29 protein-coding genes are annotated in these 19,633 nt (G+C 71.3%); 27 read left to right on the top strand and 2 right to left on the bottom strand.

From position 1 onward, the window contains the following. Positions 1-11 precede the first annotated feature (11 nt). The 24 genes from ACYVIH_RS05500 (at position 12) to ACYVIH_RS05385 (ending at position 17,035) form a co-directional block, all read left to right on the top strand. Positions 12-620, top strand: coding sequence for a hypothetical protein (locus ACYVIH_RS05500; protein ID WP_460866878.1), 609 nt, complete (start codon positions 12-14; stop codon positions 618-620). A 79-nt stretch (positions 621-699) separates the two neighbouring features. Beyond that, a complete protein-coding gene (locus ACYVIH_RS05495) occupies positions 700-1,923 on the top strand; it encodes a hypothetical protein (RefSeq protein ID WP_460866877.1) in 1,224 nt (407 codons plus the stop codon). After that, a complete protein-coding gene (locus tag ACYVIH_RS05490) occupies positions 1,920-4,469 on the top strand; it encodes an ATP-binding protein (protein WP_460866875.1) in 2,550 nt (849 codons plus the stop codon). The genes ACYVIH_RS05495 and ACYVIH_RS05490 overlap by 4 nt, the downstream gene beginning before the upstream one ends. A gap of 255 nt (positions 4,470-4,724) precedes the next feature. After that, on the top strand, positions 4,725-5,903 hold the full coding sequence (locus ACYVIH_RS05485; protein ID WP_460866873.1) for a hypothetical protein: 1,179 nt from the start codon (positions 4,725-4,727) through the stop codon (positions 5,901-5,903). Between the two features lie 134 nt (positions 5,904-6,037). Continuing rightward, positions 6,038-7,057, top strand: coding sequence for a hypothetical protein (locus tag ACYVIH_RS05480; protein ID WP_460866871.1), 1,020 nt, complete (start codon positions 6,038-6,040; stop codon positions 7,055-7,057). Positions 7,058-7,062: 5 nt separating this feature from the next. Next, positions 7,063-7,797 carry a hypothetical protein gene (locus ACYVIH_RS05475; protein ID WP_460866869.1) on the top strand — a complete coding sequence of 245 codons (735 nt, stop codon included), beginning with the start codon at positions 7,063-7,065 and terminating at the stop codon, positions 7,795-7,797. 3 nt (positions 7,798-7,800) lie between these two features. Continuing rightward, a complete protein-coding gene (locus ACYVIH_RS05470; protein WP_460866867.1) occupies positions 7,801-8,763 on the top strand; it encodes a hypothetical protein in 963 nt (320 codons plus the stop codon). A 5-nt stretch (positions 8,764-8,768) separates the two neighbouring features. Continuing rightward, positions 8,769-9,074: a hypothetical protein gene (locus tag ACYVIH_RS05465; protein WP_460866865.1), complete on the top strand. Its 306-nt coding sequence runs from the start codon at positions 8,769-8,771 to the stop codon at positions 9,072-9,074. Then, positions 9,067-9,885, top strand: a complete 819-nt coding sequence (locus ACYVIH_RS05460; RefSeq protein WP_460866861.1) for a protein-tyrosine phosphatase family protein — start codon at positions 9,067-9,069, stop codon at positions 9,883-9,885. The genes ACYVIH_RS05465 and ACYVIH_RS05460 overlap by 8 nt, the downstream gene beginning before the upstream one ends. 61 nt (positions 9,886-9,946) lie before the next feature. Then, a complete protein-coding gene (locus ACYVIH_RS05455; protein ID WP_460866858.1) occupies positions 9,947-10,180 on the top strand; it encodes a hypothetical protein in 234 nt (77 codons plus the stop codon). Continuing rightward, positions 10,177-10,395 (top strand): hypothetical protein, encoded by a 219-nt coding sequence (locus ACYVIH_RS05450; RefSeq protein WP_460866855.1) that lies wholly within the window; start codon positions 10,177-10,179, stop codon positions 10,393-10,395. The genes ACYVIH_RS05455 and ACYVIH_RS05450 overlap by 4 nt, the downstream gene beginning before the upstream one ends. A gap of 56 nt (positions 10,396-10,451) precedes the next feature. Next, the gene (locus tag ACYVIH_RS05445) at positions 10,452-10,796 is read left to right on the top strand and encodes a hypothetical protein (protein WP_460866852.1); all 345 of its coding nucleotides are present in this window, start codon (positions 10,452-10,454) and stop codon (positions 10,794-10,796) included. Continuing rightward, positions 10,793-11,353 (top strand): hypothetical protein, encoded by a 561-nt coding sequence (locus ACYVIH_RS05440; protein WP_460866850.1) that lies wholly within the window; start codon positions 10,793-10,795, stop codon positions 11,351-11,353. The genes ACYVIH_RS05445 and ACYVIH_RS05440 overlap by 4 nt, the downstream gene beginning before the upstream one ends. Before the next feature lie 9 nt (positions 11,354-11,362). Further along, a complete protein-coding gene (locus ACYVIH_RS05435) occupies positions 11,363-11,617 on the top strand; it encodes a hypothetical protein (protein ID WP_460866847.1) in 255 nt (84 codons plus the stop codon). Positions 11,618-11,736: 119 nt separating this feature from the next. After that, the gene (locus ACYVIH_RS05430; RefSeq protein WP_460866845.1) at positions 11,737-11,898 is read left to right on the top strand and encodes a hypothetical protein; all 162 of its coding nucleotides are present in this window, start codon (positions 11,737-11,739) and stop codon (positions 11,896-11,898) included. A gap of 53 nt (positions 11,899-11,951) precedes the next feature. Beyond that, on the top strand, positions 11,952-12,998 hold the full coding sequence (locus ACYVIH_RS05425; RefSeq protein ID WP_460866843.1) for a hypothetical protein: 1,047 nt from the start codon (positions 11,952-11,954) through the stop codon (positions 12,996-12,998). Next, positions 12,995-13,387 carry a hypothetical protein gene (locus ACYVIH_RS05420; protein WP_460866841.1) on the top strand — a complete coding sequence of 131 codons (393 nt, stop codon included), beginning with the start codon at positions 12,995-12,997 and terminating at the stop codon, positions 13,385-13,387. The genes ACYVIH_RS05425 and ACYVIH_RS05420 overlap by 4 nt, the downstream gene beginning before the upstream one ends. Then, entirely contained in the window at positions 13,384-14,094 is a 711-nt protein-coding gene (locus ACYVIH_RS05415; RefSeq protein ID WP_460866838.1) for a hypothetical protein, read from the top strand. The genes ACYVIH_RS05420 and ACYVIH_RS05415 overlap by 4 nt, the downstream gene beginning before the upstream one ends. Continuing rightward, a complete protein-coding gene (locus tag ACYVIH_RS05410; protein ID WP_460866836.1) occupies positions 14,084-14,698 on the top strand; it encodes a hypothetical protein in 615 nt (204 codons plus the stop codon). The genes ACYVIH_RS05415 and ACYVIH_RS05410 overlap by 11 nt, the downstream gene beginning before the upstream one ends. A 193-nt stretch (positions 14,699-14,891) precedes the next feature. Beyond that, positions 14,892-15,515 carry a hypothetical protein gene (locus ACYVIH_RS05405; protein WP_460866834.1) on the top strand — a complete coding sequence of 208 codons (624 nt, stop codon included), beginning with the start codon at positions 14,892-14,894 and terminating at the stop codon, positions 15,513-15,515. 63 nt (positions 15,516-15,578) lie between these two features. Continuing rightward, positions 15,579-16,028, top strand: coding sequence for a hypothetical protein (locus ACYVIH_RS05400; RefSeq protein WP_460866832.1), 450 nt, complete (start codon positions 15,579-15,581; stop codon positions 16,026-16,028). Further along, the gene (locus tag ACYVIH_RS05395; RefSeq protein ID WP_460866830.1) at positions 16,025-16,324 is read left to right on the top strand and encodes a hypothetical protein; all 300 of its coding nucleotides are present in this window, start codon (positions 16,025-16,027) and stop codon (positions 16,322-16,324) included. Before ACYVIH_RS05400 ends, ACYVIH_RS05395 begins: the two co-directional genes overlap by 4 nt. Next, positions 16,314-16,811: a hypothetical protein gene (locus ACYVIH_RS05390; RefSeq protein ID WP_460866827.1), complete on the top strand. Its 498-nt coding sequence runs from the start codon at positions 16,314-16,316 to the stop codon at positions 16,809-16,811. Before ACYVIH_RS05395 ends, ACYVIH_RS05390 begins: the two co-directional genes overlap by 11 nt. 5 nt (positions 16,812-16,816) lie before the next feature. After that, on the top strand, positions 16,817-17,035 hold the full coding sequence (locus ACYVIH_RS05385; RefSeq protein ID WP_460866823.1) for a hypothetical protein: 219 nt from the start codon (positions 16,817-16,819) through the stop codon (positions 17,033-17,035). A gap of 19 nt (positions 17,036-17,054) precedes the next feature. Here ACYVIH_RS05385 and ACYVIH_RS05380 read toward each other — a convergent pair whose 3' ends face one another. Continuing rightward, a complete protein-coding gene (locus ACYVIH_RS05380; RefSeq protein ID WP_460866820.1) occupies positions 17,055-17,546 on the bottom strand; it encodes a hypothetical protein in 492 nt (163 codons plus the stop codon). Positions 17,547-17,593: 47 nt separating this feature from the next. After that, a complete protein-coding gene (locus tag ACYVIH_RS05375; RefSeq protein ID WP_460866818.1) occupies positions 17,594-18,157 on the bottom strand; it encodes a hypothetical protein in 564 nt (187 codons plus the stop codon). A 60-nt stretch (positions 18,158-18,217) separates the two neighbouring features. On the opposite strand from ACYVIH_RS05375, the gene ACYVIH_RS05370 reads away from it, so the two are divergent. The 3 genes from ACYVIH_RS05370 (at position 18,218) to ACYVIH_RS05360 (ending at position 19,599) form a co-directional block, all read left to right on the top strand. Then, positions 18,218-18,757 carry a dATP/dGTP diphosphohydrolase domain-containing protein gene (locus ACYVIH_RS05370; protein ID WP_460866816.1) on the top strand — a complete coding sequence of 180 codons (540 nt, stop codon included), beginning with the start codon at positions 18,218-18,220 and terminating at the stop codon, positions 18,755-18,757. After that, positions 18,754-19,152, top strand: coding sequence for a hypothetical protein (locus tag ACYVIH_RS05365; protein WP_460866814.1), 399 nt, complete (start codon positions 18,754-18,756; stop codon positions 19,150-19,152). Before ACYVIH_RS05370 ends, ACYVIH_RS05365 begins: the two co-directional genes overlap by 4 nt. A 66-nt stretch (positions 19,153-19,218) precedes the next feature. Further along, positions 19,219-19,599: a hypothetical protein gene (locus tag ACYVIH_RS05360; RefSeq protein WP_460866812.1), complete on the top strand. Its 381-nt coding sequence runs from the start codon at positions 19,219-19,221 to the stop codon at positions 19,597-19,599. Positions 19,600-19,633 lie beyond the last annotated feature (34 nt).

The raw sequence follows: 19,633 nt of genomic DNA, 5'->3' as shown, positions 1-19,633 counted from the left end.
ATGAGCACCAGATGAGCGAGACGACGTTCGCGCCGTCGGCCCCCGACCTGCCCCGCGACGGCGACGAGGCGGACCCTGTTCCGCACGCGCTCGACGGGGACTCCGCTGCCGACCACGACCTCGACGACACCGGCGCGGAGAACAACCAGCACATCGACCGTGAGGACGGCGCCGCCACCGGCACCAAGCAGTCCGCCCCGGCCAAGCGTGGCCTGGACCGAGGCGCGATCCGCAGGATCGCGGTCAAGGCGCAGGAGGTCACCGAGACCGAGGAGACGATCACCGGCTTGGCCGCCCACCTGCTGGGCTGCGGCACCGGTCTGGCCGACCTGACCACCGCCATCATGTCCGCGCCACGCAGCGCGACGGCCCCGATCAGCGACCTGACGACCATCGCCGAGGCCGACCCGATGGAGGCTGGCGTGATCGCCGCCGAGATGGGCCGCGACCGGATCAAGGCGGTCTGGAACCTGCTCGCCGCGCTCGGTGCCGGATCCTCCGGCGCGATGCCGTCGGCGAACGTCAAGGCCGCCATCGCCGTCGCCAAGGCGGTGTTCGCGCTCGACGAGGACAAGAAGGCCGACCTGGAGTCGGTCCGCGCGCTGCTGCGCAAGAACTGACCAAGACGCACCGGACGAGCCGAACACCCTCCCCGACGCGTCGGCCGCAGCCCCAGGCGGCCACGGAGTAAGGACAACCATGAAGCGCACCAAGACCAGGGCGGCGCAACGCCCCGGCAACCGGAAGAACAGCCCTTCGACGTGGTGGGACGAGGCCGAGGAGGTACCCCGCGCTGGCCTGCCCGACGCGCACCGGCTCACCAAGCGAGCCAAGCGGTACCGCCGCATCGTGTGGGCGACCGTGTTCCTGGCCCCGCTGGCGATGCTCTCGACGTTCGTCGCGATGGCCAGCGCCGGAACCAGCGACGAGGGCACGGTCGTGTCCGCCGACCGATACACCGAGACCCGCTCCCGGGCGATCTACGCCGTCCGCACCTGGCTCGCGACCGACCCGGCGCCGCTTCCCGGCGGCATCTTGCTCGGCTGGGAGTCGGCAGAGACCACCTCCGCTCCGGACGGCTCCTATGACGTCGAGACGCACCGCCTCACCGTGGCCGAGCCCGGCGGCAACCTGTTCGACACCACGATCGCGCTGGGTGTCTCCGACAACGAGGGCGTCGTCGTGCTTGGCCAGCCGACCCTGATGCCGCGGCTGCCCGAGAACGACAAGTGGGACGCCTTCCTCTGGCCTGACGTCGAGGCGACGCAGACCACCGAAGACATCGAGAACGCGGTATGGGCGTGGGCCCAGGCCTACACCTCCGGCGACCCCGACGCGCTGCGCCTGGCCGTCGGCGACCCCGACGGGGAGCACTCCTACATCCCACTCGTCGGCGCCACGTTCACCGGCGTGAAGATCAACCAGGCCGCCGCGCTGTGGCCCGAAGACGCCTCGGCCGAGGACCGGCGCACCCTGATGCCCGAACAGGTCGTGCTGAACGTGACCGCGGACGTCTACTGGGACGGCGCCAAGGCCGACTCGCTGGGCCGCTACGAGACCGCTGAGGTCTCCTACGACCTGCTCGTCACCGCCGCCGACACCGCCGCGCCGCGGGTGGTCGCCTGGGGTGGCTCGGGTACCGGGCCCGCCCTGGACCCCTACGCCAACGCCGTGACCGGTGTCGAGGTGACCACGCCGACCGTCGTCGACCCGTCGGCTGCCCCGGAGGTGGGGGAGGACGCGATGAGCGAGCCCGCCCCTGCACCGAGCGCGACACCGGAGAGCGCGGAGCCCGCCGAGCCGAGCCAGACCGACCCTGCGGCCAAGCCCGGGAAGCAGAAGAAGGCCGACCGGGACGCCCAGCCGAAGACCGGGGGCACCGCCCCGGTGACCGCCGAGACCGACGAGGAGGGCGACCAGTGATCGAGACGACCGAGTCCCCGGCCTGGCCGACCACCCTCCGTTCCCGGCTGCGCGACGGCCGCCTGATGGGCACCGACGGGTCGGTGTGGGTCTACCGCAAGGTCCCCATGTCCCCGGTGACCGACGCCAAGAGCCCCTCCGACGCGCTCAACGCCGCCGAGCCGCTGCTGGCCGCGTACGAGGAACTGGCCGCGATGGCCACCGTGACTGTCAAGCGGCGGGCGATGGCCAAGGGCTCCTACCGGCAGACGCACACGCTGCTGGTCAACGTTCCGCAGTTCTTCGCCCCCGACCGGTCCCACCCCAACGCCGAGTACCTGCGCGGCCAGTTCGGCGGCGTCGCGATCGACCGGCGGCTGCTGCTGTTCGGGGTCCGGCTCGTCGACAAGGTCGGCGGCACCGGTGGCTGGCGTGCCGCGGTCGACTCGGTGGTGGAGACCATCGTGTCCGGCCAGACCCCGCTGAGCGACTTCGACGCCGACTTCGCAGCCGTCGACGCGGCCCTGTCCCGAGCGGGCCTGGTCGAGCCCACGCCGGAGGAAATCCGGCTGGCCAACGGCTGGTGGAACCACGGCGACTACCCCGACACCCCGATGCTGGTCCACGCCGACCACCTGCACGTCTTCGATTCGGCCGAGTCGGTGCGCATCGCCGACAGGGCCGGTGTGGACGCCTGCCACACCTGGCCCGAGGTCGGGGTGCCCGGCCAGCATGCGATCACCTTCGCCTCCGTCCAGGACCTCGAACTCGACTTCGTCGACCCGACCTCCGGACAGGCCGCGTGGGTCTCCGACCTCGTCGCTGCCGGAGCGATGGCGATCTCGATCCGCGGCAACGTCGAACCCTCGGCGGTGACCCGCGAGGAACTGCGTCGCCAGCGCAAGCGGTTCATCGACGACATCAACGAGCGGTACGAGAACGGCAAGATGCAGCGCGCGGAGCAGGAGGAGATGCTCGCCATGCTCTCGGGCGTGGAGAACATGTACGCGGGCAAGAACGTCCCGCCCACGCTCGCCGGTGCCTCGGTCATCGTCGGCTTCGACGGCCAGGTCGGCGACATCAACCAGGTCGTGCACCCCTCTAGCCCGGCGAAGTTGGCGCTGATGACCTACCGCCAGAACGGCGGGATGGACGAGATGATGCTGTGCAGCCCGCTGCGGCAGAACCCGAACCTGCACGACCTTCCGGCGCAAACCGTGGCGTGCTCGGGGCTGCCGAGCCTGAACAACGTCGGCGACAGCGAGGGCGCGCTGCTCGGGTTCACCGAGCGGGACCGGCAGCCGGTCTACCTCTCACCGACCGCCGCCTCGACCGCCGACGGGCTCCCGATCGCGCTCGTTGCGGGTGCGACCGGAAGTGGGAAGACGATGGTGCTGCTCAACGCCGCCGATCAGTTCACCAGGATGGGACGCCCGGCCATCATCATCGACCCCAAGACGGGGTCGTCCCACGACGAGGTCGTGCTCGCCGCGGGCGGCCAGGTCGCCTCGCTGGACTCGCTGACCTCCGCCGACGGCATCTTCGACCCGCTGCGGTTCTCGGCCACGCGGGATGTGGGTGTGGAACTGGCCGCCTCGATGCTCATGAGCATCAACCCGTGGGGCAACCGCAAGGACGACATGGAGGTGCCGCTGACCCACGCGCTGCACCACGGCGCCGCCCAGGGTGCGACGTGCATCGGTGAGGCGCTCGCCATCGCCGAGCGGGACCTGCCGACGCTGCCGCCGGACATGATCAAGCGGATCCGGGACCTCGCCGACTCCTCGCCGATGTTCCGTGCCTGCGTCGGCGTCACCCCGGGGACCACCGGGCTGCGTGCCGCGGAGGGGATCACCCTGATCAAGGTCGGCAACGCCTTCCTCGACCTGCCCGAGCCGGGCGCCGCCCCGGCCTCGATCAGCCAGCGGATCGCGCTCGCCCTGGTCCGGATGATGGTGTTCGGCTCCGCGATGGCGCTGACCGGGCGCGGGGGAGCGGTCATGCTCGACGAGGCGTGGGTGTTCCTCGGTGCCGGTCGCGCCGAGGTGGAGCGGCTGGGTCGTCTCGCCCGCTCCCAGGAGGTGCTGCCGATGCTGTTCACCCAGCGGGTCACCGACGCGGTCAACGCGGGCCTGTCCGGCTACATCTCCCGGGGCCTGATCCTTCCGATCGAGGACGCCGACGAGGCGCGTGCCGCCTGCGACCTGTTCAAGTTGGAGGCGACCCCGGGGCGGATGGGGCGGATCACCGCGAAGGCCACGATGGGCGCGTCGGCCGGTTCGGTCGCCCCCAACTGGCACTCGATGAGGGCGCTGCGTGACCCGCAGACCGGCCGGGTGCTGCGCGGCTCGATCGCGATCTACGCCGACCTGGCGGGCCGGGCGATCCCGGTGGAGATGACCCTCGGCGAGGAGTTCCTCCGGCTGGCGTCGACCAACCCCGAGGACATCCGCCGTCGACAGGAGGCCCAGGCCGCCCGAGCAGCGCAGTTGGCTGCCGCAGCGGTCCAGGCCCACACAGACACGAGACCGGACGCTGGTGGCGCGGTGGTGGACCAGGTGTTCTGACGGGCCCCGAGCCTGTCGGTCTGACCCCGCTGTCCGATCTCGTCGGCACCCCGTTCCGTTCCCTTGCGCAGGGCGGAACGGGGTGCCTTTTCTCGTCCCGCGACAGTCCCCGGGAGGTGCTGGGGGAGGGCCTGTGCCGTGGCCGATCACTGCGGATGGCGGCCCCGGATGACCGGGGCCCGTCGACGGCTGCCCGGCGAAGATTTTCTCGGCCAAACGGGGACGTTCCGCACAGGTGCCGCACACCTACGGGTCATGACCCAGAGCGCACCCTCCATCCACGATCAGTCCACCGTCGTCGTGGACGCCACGATCAACGACCTGGTCGACGCCGTCTTCTCCGGCTCCCTCGACGAGAACCAGGCCCGCCGAGCGATCGCGGGGCACCTGTTCGCCACCGGCATCCACGACCAGGTCGCTGCCCGATCCACCACCGGACTGTCCAAGCAGGACAAGGCCGAACTCGCCGAGCGGCTGGCGCACCTGCTGATGCAGAAGGTGATCACGCCCGGTGAGAACGGCTACAGCCTGGAGCAGGGCCGAGGGAAGTCCGCGTGCGGCTGGGCGCGACAGTTGGCCAGCGCCGCGGTCGCCTCGGAGACCCGCAAGATCCGCCGCGCCGAGAACCGGCTCGGGATCCCGATGGACCCGGCCGGGCACGAGTTCTCCGCAGCCGCGAACTCCGCGCTGATCACCTACGACGTCGACGACTCGACGGCCATCGAGGAAGCGGTGGAGGACTTCACCTCCGCGGTGCGGGGCGCCCGCGGGACCGACCGGATGTTCGTCGCCGCCCGCTACCTGGCCGAGGTCTTCGACCTGGTCCCCGCGATCCGTCCCGACGCGATGGTCGACCGCGACATCCTCACCGCGTCCCTGATCGCCGACGAGACCCTCGCGCTGCGGTCGCTGCGCTCATGGCGCGCACTGGTACACGGCACCGACGCCGCAGCCGTCGACCCGAGCATCGACGAGCGCGTGCTGATGCTGTGGGACGACCAGACCGAGGAGTCCGCCGAGCGGCTCTCGGCGATGGGCGCCGACACCGCACACGCCCTGGCCCTGGCCGCTGTCTCACCTATGCCGCGCCCCGCCAAGAAGGCCCTGGCGAAGTTCAAGACCGTCGTCGGCCAGGTCGCCACGGGCACCCGCCGCGACGCCCGGTGGCGGGAACTGTCCTCCGCCCTGGTCGACTCCTACATCGCCTCCCAGTACGAGGCCGTGAGCCAGTACGCCACCATGTCGGTCGACTCGCGCAGCGCAGCGATCACCGGCCACACGATCGCCCGGACCCGGCTGAACACCCTGCTGATCCGCGCGGCCGGGCACCCCGGGGCGCCGCTGGGCAACAGCCCGGTACAGGTCCAGGCCCGGCTGGCCCAGTTGGCCAGCACCATCCTCAACGACAGCGAGCCCATCCTGCTGACCGCTTGATCGGTCACCCCTGACTGGCCCCGCTCTGGGCCAACACCGGCCGCATCCGAAGCGCTCTCGGGTGCGGCCGGTCCTTCCCCGTGCTCTCGTGAGCGACCCGAGCGCAACGCGCCGTCGCCGCGCACCCGGTAGGCATGACCACACAGCAGCACCGTGTCGCCAAGGGCGTGCCCACCGGCGGCCAGTTCGCCGCGAACGCCCACAGCGAGTCCCAGGTGAGCCTGACCGAGTCCGACGACTGGGGTGCGCTCGCCGAGTCGGTCGCGAGCATCCGCGCGAAGGCGTACGCCGAGGGACGCAAGCAGGGTCTCCGGGAGGCCGCCGCCTCCCTCCACGAGTGGCGCGACGACCTGCGTGACGAGATCTCCGGATACCCGATCGGGTCGGGCTACTACACGATGCAGGTCGCGGTCGACGACGCCGGGGAGATGACCGACGCGCTCCTCGGCCAGGCGCAGACCCTCCTCCAGCGCCGCGCCGACTCGATCGACTTGGAGCCCCGGCAAGTCGCACCGACCGACCCGTGGGGCCTCACCAACGAGCGCCGCGCCGAACTCGACGACTTCAACAACGGCGTCGCACCCGAGGTCACCACCGACGTCCCGGCCGACTGGATCGGCTGCCGCGCCTGCGGCCAGTCCGGCTTCGCCTCCACCTACGACGGGCAGACCCTCGGCGAGTGCGGCGTCTGCCACGGCCACGGCTCGGTCCCGCCGACACCGCGCGGCTTCGACACGGTCGATGTGCCCGGCCGCGGCACGTTCCACCGACGTCGCGATGGCGTCTACCCGGGAACCCCCTACGCGATGCGGTTCGAGGCGAACCGGCCGCTCACCGACGACGAGATGCGCCAGATGGCGCAGTTGATCGGCTACCGGTACGCCGCCACCGTCCGCGGGGAGCGGCTCCCCGACCCCGAGCGGGACTCGCCCTACTCCTTCGTCCTCTCCACCGACACCACCAAGTCCCGCTCCGACGACCTCGGTATCGCGCTGGAGGACTTCGAGGAGGACCTCGACGGCTTCGTCCACGCCGGATCGCCGGTGCGCACCACCGACCGCGCCGGAGCCGGAACCAAGGGCACCCGCCTCGTCGACGGCCTCGGCGACCCCGACCTGCACATCGAGATCTACTACGACGACGTGACGGAGTGAACCTCATGACCACGAACATCAACCGACAGCCCGCAGGCGTCCCCACCGGTGGCCAGTTCGCCACCTCGACCCGGCAGGAGTCCGTGGTGACCCTCGCCGACGCCCGCGGAGCAGCACGACAGGCGCTGGGTGAGACCGAGACGGCCTACCGGGCCGCCCGCGAACGCGCCCACCAGGTCGAGGTCGCCCAGTGGATCGCCGACGCCGACCTTCCGCCCGGGGCCACCGTGGATCTGGTCACCTGGCCCGAGGAGCCCAACGGCGACGGTACCTACGACATCGACCTGGGCACCGTCTACGACGCCGACGGTGAGGAGTTCGACGACCTGAGCGGTGAGAACGGCGCGATCCCGGCCGGTCACAGCGACAGCGACAGCACCGACCTCGACGTGTTCCTCGCCGACGGTCGCGACGACCGGATCTCGGTCGACAAGGTCCGGGCCTGGGTCGCCGAGCAGGGACTCTCTGGCCAGCCCGGTGACCCCTATGACGACCTGCACGAAACCTCCGACCGCTGGGCGACCAGCCTCGACGCCGAGCAGGCGCGCCGGTTCCTGGTCGCCAGCGGCGTGAGCGAGCACGAGATCGACCAGGCCCTCGCCGCCGACGAGTTGGTCGACCTGACCGTCGACGTGGCCTCGACCTACGCCTCCGACGCGGTCAACGGCAACGACTCCTGCACCGACCTCGAAGCGCGGCTCAACAGCCTGATCCGCACCGACCCCGCCCCGGAGCGCTGAGCCGTGACCGACCACCGCAACCGCCAGCCGCGGGGTGTCCCCACCGGCGGCCAGTTCGCGGCAACCGAGAACGCCGAGTCCGACGTGAGACTGGTCGAGCCGGTCTCCGCCGACGAGGCGCGGGCACGAGGCTGCCGCTGCGACTTCAACCCTGGCACCACCGAGGGCCCCGAGATGGACTGCCCCGTGCACGGGATGACCGGCTTCCGGGTGATGGCGCTCGGCAACGGCCAGACCCTCACCGTGTCCGAGGACCCCGAGATCGTGATCGCCCACGTGCACCACGCCGACTCTCCCGAAGGCGAGTTCCACGTCGAGCACGGCGACATGAGGGTGTTCTTCGGCTACGGCGACCAGGGCGGAGACCAACGGACCTTCGAGGACGCTGCATTCGCTGCCGCCGACGCGGCCGAAAGGCTGCGCGACCAGACCCGCCAGCAGGACACGGAGCAGGACACGGAGCCGACGGGCACCTACGGCGGGAAGACCGCCGAGCAGTGGCGCGAGGCCGCCACCGAGTCACGCCGCCGATCCGCCGAGTCCTTCGAGCGCTCCGACACCGACGGCTACCTGTCCCAGTGGGCGAGCGACACGATGGCCCGCAAGTACGACGCCTGCGCGACCCTGGCCGAGCAGGGAGGCAAGGCCGAGTTCCCCGCGCTCCTCGACGCCGACGGCCACCTCGTGCCCGCCAAGATCATCGACACCCGCTACGGCCGCGCGTTCGCGCTGCTGGACCCCGTCAACCCGACCGGGGCGTTCCTCGGATTCGTGAACTTCTCCTCGGCTTCCACCGCCGAGAAGCGCAACGCCTACTACGCCAAGAAGGGCTACCGGATGGGCCAGGTCCGGGTCCCCGCCACGGTGAAGATGAGCGACGGGATGATGCCGACTCCCTACTTCGACCGCGCCGACGGAGGCTTCGACCCCGCCGCCGAGGTCGTCGCGACCGAGGACCGGGACTGAGCCGGGTGGAGCGCATCCCGCGCGGGGTCCCCGCGGGCGGCCAGTTCAGCATGTCGGTGCGCGGTGAGAGCCTTCAATCGCTGTCCGCAGCAACGGAACCGGGGCTGGACCGTCAGTGGGTTGACGAGCACGGCGCCTGCCCGAACTGCGGGCACGTGCAGGAGCCGCACAAGACGGACGAGGTGTGTGACCCGTCTTGCCCCGAGTGCGGGGGCCAGATGGAGAACCCGGACATCGGGCTGTGCGACTACTGCCAGGAGCGTGCCGACGAGGACGCGTCCTGGGACGAGGAGGGGGACTTCGATGACTGAGACCCGGGTGCCGCGCGGAGTGCCCGCCGGGGGACAGTTCGCCGCCCAGGCACACCCCGAGGCCGACTTCGTGCTGGACCTGGAGGCCGCTCAGGCCGAGCACGGTGAACATGAACTCGCGCACCTGGGCATCCACACCGTCACCCTGCCCAACGGCAAGGTCGTCGCCCACAACACCAACGGACCTGGCGTGGTGTGCCCGGCGTGCCGTGGCGTCCGTGCCCGGCAGGCGACATGCGCGGAGTGCTTCGGCCGAGGCAAGGTGTCGAACGTGCCGTTCTGCGAACGACCGTGGGACGAGGTCACGCCGGGGCTCCACCTGGGCGGGCACGACTGCCAGCCGGGCAACGGAGACTGCCGGGTGACCGACCAGTTCGACGTCGTGGTCTCCCTCTACACCCGCGAGGGCTACGGACCCGACGAGCACATCCCGCACCACACGCACACGATGATCGACGGCCCACTGTCGGAGCAGGACCATCCACACCTGCACCGGCTCGCCGACGAGGTGGTCGCCGCCGTCCAGCGCGGGGACCGGGTGCTGGTGCGCTGCCAGGCGGGCATGAACCGCTCCGGCCTGGTCGCCGGGCTGGCGATGATGAAGATGGGCTGGTCCTGCGACGACGCGGTCGCCCGGATGCGGCAGGCCCGCAGCGACTACGTGCTGTTCAACGCCGAGTTCGTCGCCTACCTGCGCCAGCAGGAAGACACCACCCGCGGCGGCCGGACCGTGTGCGGGACATGCAAGGGCCACGGCGGCTTCTTCGGCGAGCCCTGCACCGACTGCCTTGGGCAGGGGTACCTCGGCTGAGCGAGCCGCTCGCCGGGTCCCGGCGGTGAACATCCGGCGGGACGCCGCACACCTGGAAGGCATGACCACACAAGCCGACAACGACGTCCGCACCGGTCACGTCCCCGGCACCGCGCAGGCTGTGCGTGCAGCCATCGACGAGTTCGCCGCGACGCTGACCCAGGAGTTCGAGCAGCAGGCAGACCTGCACCAGAGGTTGTCGCGGATCGCGACAGCCAGCGCCGACCGCGGCATGGCCGTCGGCTACCACGAGGCCGCCGCCACCGTCCGGCGCCTGGCCCGGACCCGGCCATGAGCGCCGCAGCCGCCGAGAAGCCCGACCTCAGCCCGATGGCCGCCCAGATGCCCCTGGTCGACCTGTCCCACCCCGTCATCGTCGAAGCGATCCGCGCCGCGGCCGAGGGTGCCTGGGACCGGGGGTTCGAGCACGGGACCAGTCCCCACCACACCGTCTATGCCAACCCGTACCAGGTCGGCGGCCCGCGGATCGTGCTCCCGTTCGTCCCCTGACCCGCTCGTCGAGGACACCGGGGAGCGCCCCGGCCGCAGCCGCACACCTCCCGCGCATGACGACGACCCTCACCCGAAGCCCCGAAGCGTTCAACCACCTGCTCGCCGCCCTCCAGAAGGCACGCTCGATCGCCCGCGAGAACGACTCGTTCGACCTGCTCGGCCCGAACGAGCACCTGGGCCTGCCCGGCCTGGACCCGATCGTCGCCGACGACCGGACCGTCCTGCTCCTGTCCGACCTCGCCACCGGCGAACGCGAGTGCGACCCGGTGCTATGGATGAACCTCGCGTTCATGGTCGACAGGTCCCCGTCCTGGGGCGTCGGCCTGATGCTGCGCGGGGTGGAGATGCCGTCGCGGTCCGAGACGATGCAGCAGATGATGAAGGAAGCGACACGATGAGACTCCCCGACGAGACGCTGGCCCGCTACCGCGACAAGGCGTGGCGCGTAATCGCCGAGGTCCGGGACGCCGCCCCGCGGGAACCCGACGACGCCCCCACCGACGCCATCCTCGACGCGCTGGTCGACTCCGGGCTGCTCGACCAGATCGTCTCCGACGCCCACCTGGCAGGACTGGCCGCGGGCCGCGCGGACGCCGAGACGATGCGCGGCGACGTGCACCACCACCTCAACCCGGCGATCGGCTGGCTGCGGCTCCGCTTCCAACAGGCCACCGGCGCCGACCCGTTCGCGATCCCGGACGGCGACAACGCGCGGCCCGACACCACCGGGCTGCCCGGCACAGTCAGCATCGACACCGGGCTGATGGTCTCCACCCTGCGCAAGATGCGCTCGGCCACCGACGCCGCCGACGCCGCCCTCGGCGAGGAGCCGATCCGGGTCCGGATCGCCCCCGACCAGGACCGGCCCCGTGTCCGCGCCGACGAGGACTCCTCGTCGCCGACCGTCGCCGGTACCGCCGCCCCCGGCACAGGAGTGTCGAGAGCAAGCCACTAGGAGACACCCGTGAGCGACCGCGTCCGTCCGTCCGGCACCCGTTTCGAGATGCCCTCGATCTTCAACAGCCCGCTGGTGGAGCCCGCGCCGGAGACCAGGCACTCGGCCGCAGGAGCGGTGGCGAGAACCGCTCGGGACCGGGGCTGGGCACGTGAGGAGGCCGTGCAGGTGCTGCGCGCGCTCGGGCTCGACGACGTCCCGGTGGTCGCCGCAGCCTTCGCCCGCCACGGAGTCGCTTCGGACGTCGCGGCGAGGTCGGCATGAATCCGCCGCCGGTACGCACCGGGAGCACTGCCCGGTATGCGGCCGCGAACGGCGTCTCGGGGGCGGTGGTCGCCGCTGTCTGCGGAGTGACGCTAGTCGCCTGGACGGGGCCGCTCCCGATGCGCGTGTTCCTGGCTGCGGTCGGCCTGATGTACGCGGCACCGGCCGTGGTGGCGGCGCTCGCTGCCGCCTACCGCCGCGGCGCGTCTGCTGGGTACCAGGCGCGAGGTGTCGAGCCGCCCCCGGCGCCGGTGCTGCCGGAGCGGTCCCTGGCGGCATAGGGATTCGCGGACCCGCCCCACGCAGGACGCGGCGGAACGATGTTGAGGACCCCATGACTGCCACCATGTCTGCCCCCAGCGCCCCGAGCGCCACCGCCACCTTCACCCCGCTGGAGGGACCGGCCGCCGTCGTGCTCGCCGACTCGATCAGCGCCGAAGGCGTGCGCCTGATCTCGTTCGAGACCGTCATGCACCGGTTCGTGCTGTCGGAGAACAACACCCACAAGGTCGTCGGCAAGTGCGCTGGCTCCAACCGGGCCATCCCGGTCAGCAAGAAGATCGACATGCTCCGCGCCAACCCGGCCTATCCGCTGCGCTGGGCCGCCGAGAAGCCCGGCATGCAGGGCGGGGACCCGCTCACCGTCGAGGAGACAACCCTCGCCCGGCACAAGTGGCGCCAGACCATGGAGACGGCGATCAAGACCGCCCTGGACCTGCGCGAACTCGGCCTGCACAAGTCGGTGACGAACCGGCTGCTGGAGCCGTTCGAGTTCATCCGCGTCGTGCAGACCGCGACCGCCTGGGACAACTTCCTCGACCTGCGCGACCACGCTGACGCCCAGCCCGAGATCGCCGCCGTGGCCCGGCTCATGCGCGAGGCGCGCGACGCCTCCACGCCGACGCTGCTGGAGCCCGGCCAGTGGCACCTGCCCTACGTCTCCGACCGGGACCGCGACGAGGTCCGGTTCCGCGCCGCGAAGAAGGTCGCCGACGACCCGGTGGCCCGCTCGGCCCACAAGGTGGGGGTGGAGAAGACGCTGGCGAAGATCTCCGCCGCCCGGTGCGCCCGCACCTCCTACCTGACCAACCCAGTGATCGGCCCCGACGGCCAGGTCGTCGAGGAGGCGAAGGTCGACCTCGTCAAGGACCTGTCCCTGGTCGAGCGGCTGCTCAGCGCCCGCCCCCGGCACTGGTCGCCGTTCGAGCACCAGGCCACCCCGTGGGCTGCGAACCGGCAGACCGAGGACCTCTTCTTCGAGGACGGCGAGGCTCTCGTCCGCGTCCCCACCGGCCACCTGCCCCGGGTCGGGAACCTCCTCGGATGGCGCCACCAGCGCACCGAGACCGAGGCGCTCCTGAGCGAGGTGACCTACCGGTGACCGGCGTCTTGACCGACTCCGTCGGCCCCTACGACATCACCGAGTCGCGCGTCGAACGACTCGCCCACCTGGTCACGCTGGAGAGCGGGTGGCTCGACGGAGAAGGCGCCCCGGTCACCCCCGAGGCGGCCGCGGTCGCCACCGCCGTGCTGTCCTACCTGCCGCCCGCTGCCCAGGACCAGATCCTCCTCGCCCCCACCGAGGAGGGCGGGATCACCCTGGAGCACGTGGCGGTGCCCAAGGCGCTGATCGCCGACGTCTTCCCCGACGGCCACATCGAGGCCGCCCTGCTCGACGCCGACCATCCGGAGGCGGAGACCGAGTTCACCTGGACCGAGCCGCACGAGGTCGCCGAGTGCCTCATCGACCACTTCGGAGAAGCCGCATGATCCCCGCCACCAGGGGCGCGTTCCCGCTCGCGTCCATCCACGACGAGCGTCTCACCGAGATGGCCGCCCTGGCCGAGGGCTGGCACCCCGGCATGGCCCGGCCCGACCAGGACGCGCTGCGCACCGCGCGCGCCTTCCTCGGCCACCTGCCCCTGCCGGTGCAGGCCCGGGTCGAGACCTACCCGGCCAAGGACGGTCGGGTCCTCGCGGAGTGGGTCGAGCGCGGGCTCGTGCTGAGCCTGGTCATCGGCGCCGACGAGACCATCACCGGACGCCTATACGACACCGAAAGCGAGGACCGCAGCGAGCACGCGTGGAGCAGCGCCGCGGACGCCGCAGGCTTCCTGAACGACGCTGCGGCAACCCGCCGGACCAGCGTCGCCTCACCGGACCCACTGGCCGTCCCGACCGGATGCGCCGAAGCCGATGCGCCGAGCACCCGGTTCGTGGGCCTGTTCTGCGACCGCGGCTGTGGCACCACCATCGAGGCCGACGTCGTCGCGGACACCACCGAGCAGGCCTACGCCGGGCTGCGCCGCATGGCCACCGGCCAGGGATGGGACATCACTCCCGGCGCCGACATCTGCCCGGCCTGCCACGGCGCTTGCACCGCCTACGCCGAGTACGGCTACCGGTGCGGGCTGCCCGCCGGTCACGACCCACAGCAGGACCACGTCAACGTGAGGCAGTCCTGCGATGGCCAGTGAGCACACCTGCGCCCGCGACGAGTGCCGACACCCGTTCAAGGACCACTACGGGCAGACCTGCGTCCTCTGCTCATGTCACGGGTTCGTGGAGACCCTGACCGGGCACGCCTGCGACACCGGCCGCTTCGACCGGTCAGTCTGCCCCGAGCCGTGCGGCGCGATGCACTCGTTCTGCACCCTTTGCGGGGCCCGGCAGGGTCCGTGCCCCCTTCAGGGGAGCGCCCCGGTCGACCGGATCCCCACCCGCGACGAGGTCGACCTGGCCCGCCGGGCACTCGCCGGGTTCGGGACCCTGCGCGGCCCGCTCGTCGAGCACGGCCCTGACAGTGTCCGCGACTCGTTCGCCTTCCTGGAGCAGGTCGTACGCACCGCCGACCACGTCGCCGCCACCCAGCCGGAGGAACTGGCCGAGTACCGCGACGACCTCAACGCCGTCGCCGAGCAAGCCATCAACGGCTACCTGGAGATCACCTCGGGCGGAGCCCAGGACCTCGGGCGGGCCGTCGTCGACGCGCTGCTGGAGTCGGTCACGCTCGCCCGGATGCTGGCCGGGCAACGCAGCGGGGAGCCATCATCCCGCGTCCGCACACCAGGTCAGTCGTGACCACTTCTGCGCCCGAGCGCGCCACGCCACTTGACGACGCTGCGAGGGCCGTCAGCCACCTGGGCTTCACGCTCGCACCCGCCACCAGTCCCGGTGCCCGGTCGGCGACCCTCACCCGCGGCCGAGGGCGCTCTCGACCACACCGGGACTGGATGTACACCGACGGTGCATGGACCCCGATCGAGGAGGCAGCATGAGCAGCCTGACCCCCACCGGTCCGGAATCGGACGACCAGGGCGCCGACGGCCCGAAGGTTCCTTCCCCGCCGCCGCCTCCGCCGGTCGGCTGGTCGCGCTGGGACGCACCCACGAACCAGGGCGCGAACACTGCGGACCCGGCTGCGCCCACCGGCACGCCGTCGTACCCGCCGGTGCTCGACAAGATCTGGAACTTCCTGCGGGACCACTGGTGGTGGGCGATCCCAGTGTTCTTCGCTCTCGCGGGCAGCAGCGTCTTGTTCTACCTGTCCGCGCTCACCTGCGGGATCCTCAAATGGAGCCAGCACTCGAACCGGCCGCTGCCACCGGAGCAGGACGCCGCCCGCGCCGAACGACGTGCAGCGCGCCGTCACAGGGCTAAGGAACTCGGCATGGTTGGAGGCACATTCGCCCTCCTCGGCCTCGTCTCCTGGGCCCTCGACGGCTCTGGGCGTCGGGCCGAGCGCAGGCAGGCCAACGACCAGATGATGCGCTATCGCCAGCAGGCCGCTCGACGGCAGCGACGCGACGAGGAGATGGACTACCTGCGCGATCGGTGGACGCACGAGGCCAAGCAGCGCGAGAAGAGGGAGCGGGGCCGCAGCCCCTTCAACTGGTGAGCGCGGCGACCCAGGACCCGGCAACCTGACCGCCGCCGTGCTCCTGCCTGGCATAGGGACGCTGTGACCACACAGAACGCCGCCCGCTCAGGCAGCCCGGCTCGTCGCGCAGCCGCCCAGGCCGCAGCCCGGACCGCAGGTGAAGCCGTCCCAGGACCGGGCCTCCGGCTCGATACCAGTCGCGTCCTGCTGCGTCTCGGCGTCGTCGGGATCGCCTCGATGGCGACCGCCTACGCCTCGATGGTCGCGCTGATGACCTGGCCCGGACCGATCGCGTGGCTCCTGCCGCTGCTCGTCCCCGCAGCCGTCACGCTCTGGCGCATCCCGCAGACCCGCCGCACCGGCCTGCACCGGTGGCCGACGATCTGGCTGATCGGCATGGTCACCAGCATCGGCTGGTTCTTTCCCACGCTCGTCGTCGCCCAGATCTGGGTGCTGCACCGGTTCTGGACCGTCGAGTTCCCGCCCGGCACTCGCCGCGACACCGGTGAGAGCGGGGGAAGGTCCGCGTGAGCCCCGCACACCTGGAAGGCATGGACGTTCTCGGCTCGCTGCGGGTGCCCACCGTGGCTGCACCAGACATCTCCCACAGCATGGACCCGAACTCCCTGACCGGGCTGCCCGCGCGCCCGGCACTGGAGCACCAGGCCGCCCTCGTGGCGTCGGTGACCTGCCCGGCGTGCGGGAGGCTCTCGCGCTACATCACGCACGAGACCGCACGGTGCGAGATCGGGGTGATGGTCGGCGCGGTGTGCGTGTGCCCGAACGGGCACACCTGGCCCCTGATCGAGGTTGACGATGACGAGTGAGGCGCCCGTGTCGCACGCCGAAGCCATCGAGCGGACCGAGCGGATCCGCAACGCCGACCGGTACACCGCTCGGGAGAAGGCGCTGCTGACCGAGCACTACGAGATCGAGTGCCTGCTCGCCGAGGCGCTCGGTTACGAGCCGTACCCGCCCGGATCGCCCGGCTACTCGCCGGACCAGGTCAACTACGTCACCGGCGACCACACTGCGGTGACGCTCGCGATGGAAGCCGCCCGCATCATCAAGGACCTGCGGGGCAACCCTCCCCGGTCGGCTCCAAACACCGGCGTCTCGGAGTGGCCAGGGTCCACCGTCGGTGACGCGCACGAGCGCCGGATCCGCGACCAGATCGGCCGCGACCTGCACATCGACCGGTTCCACGACCGGGACTCGAAACAGCCCGACTCCTGGTACGCCGCGATGCGACACGCCTTCGGCATCGTCACCCACGGCCGCGGGGCAACGTTCTCCTGCCTGCCGCACACCTGACTCGCATGAGGAACAGGACCTTCGCCGCCGTCCCCGATCTCGACGCCTACCTGGCCCAGGTGCGTGCCGACAACGAGGGCGCGCTGCGCGATCGCGCCGTACGCCAGCAGGCGCTGACCGACCCGGCGCTCCAGTGCCACCACGGCGTCTCCTTGTATGACACCTGCCGGACCTGTGGTGTCGAGGCGGGAGAACTGTCGGTCCCCACACCCGTGGCTGCCTGACCCGGGCGCCATCCGGGTGCTACGGGAACGGCCTCAGAGCACCGGTGACGTTCTTGCGCACCTGCCGGTACAGACCCTTCATCTCCTCGCGGGCCCAGTCCTTGAACTCGATGCCGTGACGCTCCTCCGCAGCGGTGATCCCGCGACGGGTCAAGCCGTTCCAGTCGTTGCGTTCCACGCGCTTGCCGCACTCGGCGCACAGCAGCCAGTCGGCCGACGTCGACTCACCTCGGGGTGTGGTGAACGGGCGGGTCGGCAGCCGCCACACCGGACCGTCTGCCAGGCACACGTCGCACCGGTCCAGCGAGGGCACCTCGCCGCGCTTCACGGGCACGACCGGATGGTCGTCGGTCGGCCTGTCCCGGGCCGCGTGGACGTAGGCGGTCTCCCCGGTGTCGAGGTCGCGGGCGAAGTCGAGCGCACGTCCGCACACGCCGCAGACGTGCTCCTCGGGCTCCATCGGGTCCTCGGGTCCGGACATGCCTGCGGTGGGGCCGTGGTGGTGCGTCACATGTCTCACGCTACCGGCGAGCACGGACGTTCCAGCAGCCCGTCAGGTCACTGGTCCCGCAGGGCGTAGCAGGTGTCGAACAGGTCATCGAGCAGGGCGTCGTACTCGGCCTCGGACAGCCGCCCGGCGTCCCACTCGTCGTTGTAGTAGTCGTGGATCGCCTCGCAGTCGTCGCCGGTCGACTCCGGCTCCGGCTCAGGTGCGGGTTCGGGTTCGGGCTCCGGCTCGGGAGCCGGTGTGGGAGTCGGTGCGGCTTCGGCCGCCTCCCGGACTTCGTCTTCGGCGACGCTCCGCGCCGCCCGGCTCTCCGTCAGCCAGTCATCGAGCGGCCTGATCGCCGAGCCGCACCGCTGACGAGCCGCGGCGAGCAGGTCGGGGAGGTCGCTGGACGGCTCCTCAGCGGACAAGGTGTCGACGAACCGGGCGACGTTGCGTTCCGCAGGCTCTGCGTCGTCCCAGCGCCAGTCCGAGCAGACGGCCTGGACCGCCGCGTCGTCCCCGCCGGGGTCCGGCTCCGCCGCCGCGCACCCGGCAAGCGAGAGCGCCGCCAGTACGACGAGCACAGCCGTGCGGGCCACTGGCAGCCGCGAGAACACATGCGATGTCACCACGCGCTCCATCCTCGCAGGGAGTACGGCCGCCGGGCGGCGGGTTCGCGGCATAGGACTGCCATGAGCGTGACCACCAGTGAGCACACCGGAGAAGGTACCGGCAGCCCTGTCGACCGCGAGACCCTGCACGCCGTGGCCAAGCCGGTGCCCACCGGAGAGATCAGGACGACGTCGGCCACCGGCGGCCAGAAGGGCGCCAAGGAGGCCCAGTTCGCGCTGATTCCGCCGGGACCGCTGTGGGAACTGGCGGTGCTGTACGGGCGAGGCGCAGTCAAGTACGAACCGGACAACTGGAAGAGGGGCTACCCCTGGTCCCTGTCCTATGACGCCCTGAAGCGGCACCTCGACCTGTGGTGGAGCCGCACCGAGGACTACGACCCGGAGATGGGCGTCAAGCACCTCATCAACGTCGCCTGGCACGCCTTCAACCTGGCCTGGATGATGGAGAACCAGCCCGACTTCGACGACCGGCCGAACGGGGTCGGGGGAGTCGGCGAGAAGTACGACGGCGCACTGCCGACACCCCAGTGGATCCTCGACAGGCTCGCCGAGCAGGCTGCCGCTGCCCAGGAAGCAGTCGCGGAGGAGAAGGCCGCGTGACCGCGGTGAACCGCGCCAAGACGAACGACCTGCACGCGCTGACCTGCCCGATGCGGGGGTGCGGCGAGCAACTCGTGCTCACATGGGCGCTCGCTCGGCCGCTGTTCCTGGCCGACATCGAGAACGTCGTGGTCGACGACGAAGGCACCCCGACACCCGACTCCGCACACACCGGGACCTGGCGGGTCGAGTGCGCCTCCGGCCACGTCCTGCTGCTGCCGGACCCGACCGGCTGCCCGTGCCCACCGCAGGCCCAGGACGGCCCGGCGTGCCCGCACGACCCCGACGACTACGAGTGGGACGAGGACGGCCCGCAGACCTTCCGGCGAACCGACTTGGACCGGCTGGTCGCCCTGATGGACACGATCGAGGGGCCCCGGCGCGCTGCCGCCTGACGGAATCTGCGCATGTGTCCTCCCGACGCATCACCTGCACAAGAAGGCCCGTCCCGGAGGAACACCATGAGCGCCACCCCGTCCATCTTCGTCATGTACCAGGACGCCCCCGAGCATGCTCCGGAGGGGCCCGGCTGGTACCTGTCCGTTCCGGACCCGGCCAAGGACAACCAGGAGTGGGCAATCACGCCGGTCAAGGTTGACGTGGCAGCGGTCCTCGCCGCGGCGGACGTCCTCGACGCCCAGTCCGGCTCCGGGGTGCGCGGGTTCGTCGCCGCACAGTCGGCCAAGATCGCCGAGGACCTGGCGGCAAAGGTCGCCCAGAAGCAGGCACTTCTCGCCGAGATCGAGGAAGCCGAGCGGGTGCTCGCCGCACTCAGCGCGTCGGGAGTCCAGGCCGGTGCGCACACGCTCTCCGGCGAGGGCTTCGACGAGAACGCGGCCTGACCCCTCCGAGGAGCGTCCTTGGCCATGCCGCGCA

This window comes from Nocardioides pakistanensis (assembly GCF_054781215.1).
The sequence above is the reverse complement of the archived record's forward strand: the minus strand, read 5'-3'. Positions and strand labels throughout refer to the sequence as shown.